The sequence below is a fragment of the Streptomyces sp. NPDC002935 genome (genome assembly GCF_040611295.1).
Classification (GTDB): Bacteria; Actinomycetota; Actinomycetes; order Streptomycetales; family Streptomycetaceae; genus Streptomyces.
Genome location: NZ_JBEXNW010000090.1, coordinates 1 through 2,891, shown reverse-complemented (window position 1 = coordinate 2,891; position 2,891 = coordinate 1). Strand labels below are relative to the sequence as shown.

Genomic DNA, 2,891 nt, shown 5'->3' with positions numbered 1-2,891 from the left:
ACCCGCCGCATGATCGAGATCCGCAAACAGAACAGGGCCTTCGGACTCGGCTCCTACACCGAACTCCAGTCCTCCAACCCCGCCGTCCTCGCGTTTTTGCGGGAGTATCGGGACGACCTCGTCCTGTGCGTGCACAACTTCTCGCGCTTCGCCCAGCCCACCGAACTCGACCTGCGCGAGTTCAACGGCAGACACCCCGTCGAGCTGATCGGCGGCGTGCGATTCCCGGCCATCGGCGAACTGCCGTACCTGCTGACCCTCGCCGGTCACGGCTTCTACTGGTTCAGATTGCGCCCCGCGGTCGGGCCCGGCACCACGAGGCGATCGTGAACCCGTGCCCCTCGACAGCCCGCCCGCCTCTGAAAGGACGTGTCGCCATGGCGAAGACCGCTCTGCACCGTCCGAGCGGCCTAGACACCGCTCCGCTGCTGACCTCGCTCGCCGAGCTGCTGCGTGCCTGGCTGCCGCGGCAGCGCTGGTTCGCCGGCAAGGGCAGGCCCGTGACGGATCTGACGCTGCTCTCGACGACCGAGCTGTACCCGGGGTGTCTGCATCTGCTGGTGCGCACCGAGCATCTCGGCCCGCCCGCCCACGGCGGCACCGGCGCACCCGCCGCCGAGGACTGCTACCAACTGCTCCTCGGTGTACGGGAGGTCCTGCCGCCGCGTCTCGCCCACGCCTTCATCGGCCGGGCGAGCGCCGGCCCGCTGGCCGACATGACCGTGTACGACGCCTTCCACGACCCGAAGGCGGCGGGACTGCTCCTGGAGCGGCTGCGCCGTTCGGGCACGGCGGGACCGCTCAGCTTCGAGCGCGATCCGCGCGTGACGGTGCCGTCCGGTCTCACCCCGCGTCTCCTCGACGCCGAACAGTCCAACTCCTCGCTGGTGTACGGCGACGCGTTCATACTGAAGGTCTTCCGGCGCGTCCAGCCCGGCATCAACCCGGACCTGGAAGTGCCGCGCGCGCTGGCCCGGCAGGGCTGCACCCGCGTCCCCGCGCCCGCCGCCTGGTTCCGGACCTCGGAGCCGCAGGAAGCGACCCTCGGCGTCCTTCAGCCCTACCTTCGTGACGCCACCGACGGCTGGACCCTGGCACTCGAATCCCTGGGCTCGGAAAGGGACTTCACCGGCGAGGCGTACGAGCTGGGCCGCGCCACCGCCGAGGTGCATCTGGCCCTGGCCACGGCGTTGCCCGTGGACCCGCCGAGCCCGTACCGGAACAAGCGGCTCGCGGACGCGATGCACGGGCGTCTCGACGCCGCGGTCCGTTCCGTCGCCGAACTCCGCCCCCACGCGGCCGGGTTGCGGTCGGCCTTCGACGCACTCGCCGCCCTGGACTCGGCGGTCCGCCCCGCCCAGCGCATCCACGGCGATCTCCACCTCGGCCAGGTCCTGCGGGCCGGGCAGCGGTGGTCGGTGATCGACTTCGAGGGTGAACCGGCCCGCCCGATCAGCGAACGTCGGCGTGTCCAGTCCCCCGTGCGCGATGTAGCGGGCATGCTGCGGTCCTTCGACTACGCGGCCCGCTCCCGTCAGCCGTGGCGTCCGGAGTGGGCGCAGCGCTGCCGCGAGGCCTTCTGCGCGGGCTACGCCGCCGCGGCGGCGTGGGACCCGCGCGAGGAACCCGAACTGCTGCGCGCTTACGAGACGGACCGTGCCGTGTACGAAGTGCTCTACGAGGCACGGCACCGTCCCGACTGGCTGCCCGTGCCCATGGCGGCGGTCGGCCGGCTCGCCGCCCACATCTGACCACCGACCGCTCCTCAGCACTCCCCCTGACCACCCTCAACACCCCCACTTCGAGAGGCACAAGCCGTGACCCGCACCGCATCCACCCGCGTACGACGGGCCAAGCCCGCCGCCCCGTCGGCGCAGCACGCCGCGCTGGACCCCACGGACCGGGGGCGCCTGCTGTCCGGCGCCCATCACGATCCGCACGCGCTGCTGGGAGCCCATCCGGTGCCGGGCGGAGTCGTGTTCCGGGCGCTGCGGCCGTACGCCCAGGGTGTGGCGGTGATGGTGGACGGGAGCCTTACCGCGCTGGACGACCTCGGCGACGGGCTCTTCGGGGCCGTTCTGCCGCTCGAGGGGATTCCCGCGTACTCGCTGATGGTGACGTACGACGGCACCGAGTACGAGATGCAGGACCCGTACCGATTCCTTCCAGCGCTCGGTGAGTTGGACCTGCATCTGATCGGTGAGGGCCGGCACGAGGAGCTGTGGCGGGCGCTCGGCGCCGAACCGATGACCCACGAGGGTGTCGAGGGAACGCGCTTCACGGTGTGGGCGCCCAACGCTCAAGGGGTCCGGGTCTGCGGGGACTTCTGCCACTGGGACGGGGCCGGCGGATTTCCGATGCGCTCGCTCGGATCGTCCGGCGTGTGGGAGGTGTTCCTGCCCGGCTTCGGCGAGGGGACGCTCTACAAGTTCGACATCACGCGCCCCGACGGTTCGCGCACGCTGCGCGCCGACCCGATGGCCCGCCGCACGGAGGTGCCCCCGGCGACCTCCTCGGTCGTGACGCGGTCGTCCCACACGTGGAAGGACTCCGCGTGGATGAAGCAGCGGGCGAAGCGCCGTCCGCTGCACGAGGCGCCGTTCTCGGCGTACGAGGTGCATCTGCCGTCCTGGCGACCCGGATTGACCTACCGTCAGCTCGCCGACCAGCTCCCCGCCTACGTCGCCGACCTCGGCTTCACCCACGTCGAGCTGATGCCCGTCATGGAACACCCCTTCGGCGGCTCGTGGGGCTACCAGATCACGGGCTTCTACGCCCCCACCGCCCGCCTCGGCACCCCCGACGACTTCAAGCACCTCGTCGACGCCCTGCACCGGGCCGGCATCGGCGTCCTCATGGACTGGGTCCCCGCCCACTTCCCCCGCGACGAC

The 2,891-nt window shown here is 71.5% G+C and carries 3 protein-coding genes; all 3 read left to right on the top strand.

Annotated elements, in window-relative coordinates; translation table 11 throughout:
• Positions 1-330, top strand: a 330-nt coding sequence (locus tag ABZX90_RS43760) for an alpha-glucosidase C-terminal domain-containing protein (protein ID WP_351123328.1), incomplete at its 5' end; no start/stop codon positions are given.
• Between the two features lie 47 nt (positions 331-377).
• Entirely contained in the window at positions 378-1,751 is a 1,374-nt protein-coding gene (locus tag ABZX90_RS43755; protein WP_351123325.1) for a maltokinase, read from the top strand.
• A gap of 135 nt (positions 1,752-1,886) precedes the next feature.
• Positions 1,887-2,891: alpha-amylase family glycosyl hydrolase (locus ABZX90_RS43750; protein ID WP_355213723.1), on the top strand; the 1,005-nt coding region annotated here is incomplete at its 3' end.

Bases quoted from the DNA above. Each gene is read 5' to 3' on its own strand.
- ABZX90_RS43755 (WP_351123325.1), top strand. From the start codon at position 378: ATGGCGAAGACCGCTCTGCACCGTCCGAGCGGCCTAGACACCGCTCCG.